This is a genomic window from Streptomyces sp. NPDC059524, assembly GCF_042749255.1.
Taxonomy (GTDB): Bacteria; Actinomycetota; Actinomycetes; order Streptomycetales; family Streptomycetaceae; genus Streptomyces; species Streptomyces xanthii.
This window is the reverse complement of sequence record NZ_JBHYTK010000023.1, coordinates 11,423-16,366: the sequence shown is the minus strand read 5'-3', so window position 1 is coordinate 16,366 and position 4,944 is coordinate 11,423. Positions and strand designations below refer to the sequence as shown.

General features: G+C 69.9%; 4 protein-coding genes. 1 reads left to right on the top strand and 3 read right to left on the bottom strand.

Translation table 11 applies throughout. The features are described 5' to 3' along the window. Positions 1-139 precede the first annotated feature (139 nt). The 3 genes from ACFW9D_RS09630 to ACFW9D_RS09620 all read right to left on the bottom strand — a co-directional run bounded on the left by ACFW9D_RS09630 (position 140) and on the right by ACFW9D_RS09620 (position 3,458). Positions 140-1,459, bottom strand: coding sequence for a DUF2637 domain-containing protein (locus ACFW9D_RS09630; RefSeq protein ID WP_384619737.1), 1,320 nt, complete (start codon positions 1,457-1,459; stop codon positions 140-142). A gap of 130 nt (positions 1,460-1,589) precedes the next feature. Beyond that, entirely contained in the window at positions 1,590-2,417 is an 828-nt protein-coding gene (locus ACFW9D_RS09625; RefSeq protein WP_384619734.1) for a DUF3558 domain-containing protein, read from the bottom strand. A 153-nt stretch (positions 2,418-2,570) separates the two neighbouring features. Continuing rightward, positions 2,571-3,458, bottom strand: a complete 888-nt coding sequence (locus ACFW9D_RS09620; RefSeq protein WP_384619733.1) for a DUF3558 domain-containing protein — start codon at positions 3,456-3,458, stop codon at positions 2,571-2,573. Between the two features lie 185 nt (positions 3,459-3,643). Here ACFW9D_RS09620 and ACFW9D_RS09615 point away from each other — a divergent pair, with 185 nt between their 5' ends. Beyond that, positions 3,644-4,837 carry an RtcB family protein gene (locus tag ACFW9D_RS09615; RefSeq protein ID WP_384619730.1) on the top strand — a complete coding sequence of 398 codons (1,194 nt, stop codon included), beginning with the start codon at positions 3,644-3,646 and terminating at the stop codon, positions 4,835-4,837. Positions 4,838-4,944: the final 107 nt, after the last annotated feature.

The following is a 4,944-nucleotide window of genomic DNA, read 5'->3' as shown; positions in this document are numbered from 1 at the left end:
ACGGCCCTTGTTGCCGAACCCCGCGTTGTTGACGAGGAGGTCGACGGGGGAGCGGGGGGGGGGGCTCCCCGCCCCCCCCGCCCGCGGGGGCCCCCCCCCCACCCCCCGGGCCCCCCCCCTTTCCGTACGCCCCCCGAGCTCAGGCGATGTGGTCGTCCATCAGCTCGGCGTTCAGCCGCTTGCTGAACAGCTCGTGGTAGCGGGCCAGATCACGCTGCTCCAGCTGCGCGCCGTACGTCGCCTCCACGTTCGCCTGGAACGCGGCCGGCGTCGGCATGCCCTCACCGTCTATCGAGTACCGGAACACCTGGTACAGATCCTCGTCCGACGGAGCCGCGGCGCCCTCCGCCTGCGCCTCCTGCGGCTGCGGCTGCGGCGCGCCGTCACCCAGCGGACGCGTGCCACCCGCCCCGTCCGGCACCGGGAACTCCTGCTGCACCACCGGCTCCGGCTCCGCCGCCCGCGGACGCGGCACCGGCACCGGGATCTGCTGAGGCTGCTCCTCGTACCAGTCCTGGTGCTCCTCCTCCGGCACGAACGTCGGCGGCTCGAAACTCGGGTCGTACCCGCCGTGGTACTCCACCTGCCGCTGCTGCGCGAACCACTGACTCGGCACGTCCGCGGCCTCCGCCACCGCCTCCGCCGACGCGACCGGCACCGGAGCCTGCGCCCGAACCGGCCCCTGGCCCTGGCCCTGCGGCCCCTGCCCCGCCGGCAGCTGCTGCCGCTCCGGACCCGCCGCCACCGGCAGCACCGGAAGCTGCGGCTCCTCGATCCCCGCGGCTGCCAGCCCCGCCGGAGCCGTCTCCGCCAGCGGCACCCCGTACCGCGCGAGCCGCAGCGGCATCAACGACTCCACCGGAGCCTTCCGCCGCCACGCCCGCCCGAACCGCGACCGCAGCCGCGCCTGATACACCAGGCGCTCCTGCTCCAGCTTGATCACCTGCTCGTAGGAACGCAGCTCCCACAGCTTCATCCGCCGCCACAACAGGAACGTCGGCACCGGAGACAGCAGCCAGCGCGTGATCCGCACACCCTCCATGTGCTTGTCCGCAGTGATGTCCGCGATCCGGCCGATCGCATGACGCGCCGCCTCCACCGCCACCACGAACAGCACCGGAATCACCGCGTGCATACCCGTACCCAGCGGATCCGGCCACGCCGCCGCACCGTTGAACGCGATCGTCGCCGCCGTCAACAGCCACGCCGTCTGCCGCAGCAGAGGGAACGGAATACGGATCCACGTCAACAACAGATCCAGCGCGAGCAGCACACAGATACCCGCGTCGATACCGATCGGGAAGACGTACGAGAAGTTCCCGAAACCCTTCTCGATGGCCAGCTCACGCACGGCCGCGTACGAACCGGCGAAACCGATCGCCGCGATGATCACCGCGCCGGCGACGACCACCCCCACGAGTATCCGGTGCGTCCGTGTCAGCTTCAGTGGCCCGGCCACTCCAGCTCCCCTCCCAGTTGGGCATGTTGCGGCAACAGACTGGCACATGCCGCCCGGCCCCCGCGGGCCGGTACGCCGGGAGCCCGGCACCCAAAAGGGGCCGGGCTCCTCAAATCCCTTGAAGCGAGAGCTAGTTCTTGCTCGACGCCTTGTCATCGGGAGACTTCGAAGCGCCCTTCGACGGAGAAGCGCTCGCCGACGCGTCACCCGCACCGGAACTCGCCTCGCCCGACTTCTCCACCGCGGCCACGAGCTCCTTCGCCGCCTTCTCCGCGTCCTTCGACAGCTCACCCGCGTCCGGCGTCTTGTCGCCCGCCAGACCCGAACCATTGAAGTCCACCGTCACCACGACGTTGGCCACCCGCGTCACGACCGTCTGCTGCTTCGACGTGACGTCCTTCTTCTTGTCCTTGTACGTCCGGTCGTAACGCACCAGCGACGCCTCGTCGCCCGTGCCCGACACCGCCGACGTCTTCACGTCCTTCGCGCCGTCGGTCGCCTGCGCGTCCTTGACCTGCTTCGCGAAATAGTCCGCGGCCAGCTCCGCACCACTGCCCCGGTTCACATCAGAGTCGAACCGGACCAACGAGACATTCAGCCAGCGGTACTGCGAACCCTTCACACCGTTGTTGTCCAGGCTCGACCACGAACAGCTCGCCCGAGCCGTCTCGTCGTCCGACGAACCCGCCTTGCTGTCCCCCTTCGGGACCAGATCCTCCAGCGTCTTCTTCGACAACGCCGAACACGCCTGCGGCAGCGTCGCGAACTTCGCCGGCTCCACCTTCTTCTTCGCCGCACCCTGAGCGGCCGAGGCGGACGCCTTCGCCCCCGACCCCTTCTTCGCCCCCTCGTCGGAGCCCGAGCCGGAGTCGGACGAACAGCCGGCTACGACGAGAACCGCCGGCACGGCGGCCGCGCAGACGAGAATGCGGGTGAGTCGCTTGGTCGGACGGTGCATGGTTCCTTCACCAGGTCGCTGACAGGGCCACGGCCCCGACTCCGCGGCGGCACACACGCACCACCCCGAACCCGGGTCCGAGCAGCCACCGTACGCCGAAGCCGCCCCGCCCGCCGAGCCTCACCGAACGCCGGACACCCGCCCCCGCCCGTGCTACTCCCCGAACTTCCCCACCAGCGTCCGCGCCAGTTCACGCGCTGTGTCCTGCATTTCCTTGCTGTCCGGCACCTCTCCGGACAACGCCGACTGCGCCTCGTACTCGACCGTCACCAACGCGTTGGACGTGCGGAACACCACAGTCACCGTCCGCCGCGGCGCCGCCTCCGGCCCCGCCAGGACATCGTTCAGGAACGCCTCGTCCCCCAGATCGTCGAGCAGCCGCGGCCCCAGCTCGGCCTCGTCGGCGGACGGCGCCTCCGACGAGGCGTCAGCGTCCCCCTTCTTCTCCTTCTTGCCCTTGGACGTCTTGGCCGGGGACCCCGAAGCGGAAGCAGAGGCCCCCTTCGAGGAACCGGGCGCACCAGAGGCGTCGGGCGAGGCCGAACCCGTCCCCGCCGAACCCTCCGGGGACTCCGTCGGCGCCACCTCGAGACCGGCCCGACCCGCCTTCGCCACGTACACGCCCTCGGCCCGCGCGTCGTCACTCACCCGCGCGTCGTAGGACACCACCCGCTCGAAATCCAGCGTCAGCCGGTGAACCCCGCCCTCGGCCGAGTCGTCCTTCCAACTGCACCCCACGCGCCGGTCCGTGTCGTACGTGGCCGAAGCCGTCCCCTCGTACGCCTTCTCGCGCTGGCGCTGATCCGGAACCTCCGCGATGCCCGGCAGCATCTCGTCCAGCGTCGCCCGCTCCGGCTGGGCACACGGCTCCGGCAGCGTCCGGTACCGGCCCGGCTTCGCCGCCGGCGCCGACGCGCTGACCTCGCCCGGCTTCGCGTCGTCCCCGCCGTCACCCGAGTCCGGGCTCCCGGTGCACCCGGCGAGCAGCGCCGTCAGGAGCACGGCGACGCCGGGCACGTACGCGTAGGACTTCCGCTGCACCGTGGGGGCTCCTCACTGGGCTAATTCGGTTGCCGCCCTGGTGCGGCCGATGACCACAATGTCTATCGCACGCACTGCCGTGGACGCCGGTCCGGCGACCGATTCGTCGACCTTGGCTCCGGTATTTGCGTTTTCAGACTTCAGGTCCAACGAGGTTGGACGCAGGCCCGACATCGGGGGATTTCATGACATACGTAGAGGTGCCGGGGGCGAAGGTCCCCATCCGGATGTGGACCGACCCGACGTCGGTCGAGGACGCGGCGATGCAGCAGCTGCGCAACGTGGCGACCCTGCCCTGGATCAAGGGCCTGGCCGTCATGCCGGACGTCCACTACGGCAAGGGCGCGACGGTCGGCTCGGTGATCGCGATGCAGGGCGCGGTGTGCCCGGCGGCGGTCGGCGTCGACATCGGCTGCGGCATGAGCGCGGTGAAGACGTCCCTGACCGCGAACGACCTCCCCGGCGACCTGTCCCGCCTCCGCTCCAAGATCGAGCAGGCGATCCCGGTGGGGCGCGGCATGCACGACTCTCCGGTGGACCCGAGCCGGCTCCACGGCTTCGCCAATGCGCCCTGGGAGGACTTCTGGGGGCGGTTCGAGGGGGTCGCGGACGCGGTGAAGTTCCGGGAGGGGCGTGCCACCAAGCAGATGGGAACGCTCGGTTCCGGAAATCACTTCATCGAGTTCTGCCTCGACGAGACAGGTTCCGTGTGGCTCATGCTGCACTCCGGTTCGCGGAACATCGGCAAGGAGCTGGCCGACCACCACATCGGCGTGGCCCAGAGCCTTTCGCACAACCAGAACCTGGTCGACCGCGATCTCGCCGTCTTCATCGCGGAGACCCCGCAGATGGCGGCGTACCGCAACGACCTGTTCTGGGCGCAGGAGTACGCGCGCTACAACCGCTCGATCATGATGAGCCTCTTCAAGGACGTGATCCGCAAGGAGTTCAAGAAGGCCAGGGTCACGTTCGAGCAGGAGATCAGCGCTCACCACAACTACGTCAGCGAGGAGCGCTACGACGGGATGGACCTGCTGGTCACCCGTAAGGGAGCGATCCGCGCGGGTTCCGGCGAGTACGGGATCATCCCGGGCTCGATGGGTACGGGGTCGTACATCGTGAAGGGCCTCGGCAACGCGGCGTCCTTCAACTCCGCGTCGCACGGCGCGGGCCGGAAGATGAGCCGGAACGCGGCGAAGAAGCGCTTCTCGACGCGGGACCTGGAGGAGCAGACGCGGGGCGTGGAGTGCCGAAAGGACTCCGGCGTCGTGGACGAGATCCCGGGCGCGTACAAGCCGATCGAGCAGGTCATCGAGCAGCAGCGTGACCTGGTCGAGGTCGTGGCGAAGCTGAAGCAGGTCGTCTGCGTGAAGGGCTGAGCGCGAACGAGAGGGGGGGGCGGGCGGGGGCCCGCGCCGAACAAGGGCGGGGGGGTGGTGCTGGGGGCGGCCCTGGGCGCGTTCGTGACCCCGGCCGAACACGCGGC

Coding starts and splice junctions, on each gene's coding strand:
- ACFW9D_RS09615 (WP_384619730.1), top strand. CDS start 3,644: ATGACATACGTAGAGGTGCCGGGGGCGAAGGTCCCCATCCGGATGTGG.
- ACFW9D_RS09625 (WP_384619734.1), bottom strand. CDS start 2,417: ATGCACCGTCCGACCAAGCGACTCACCCGCATTCTCGTCTGCGCGGCC.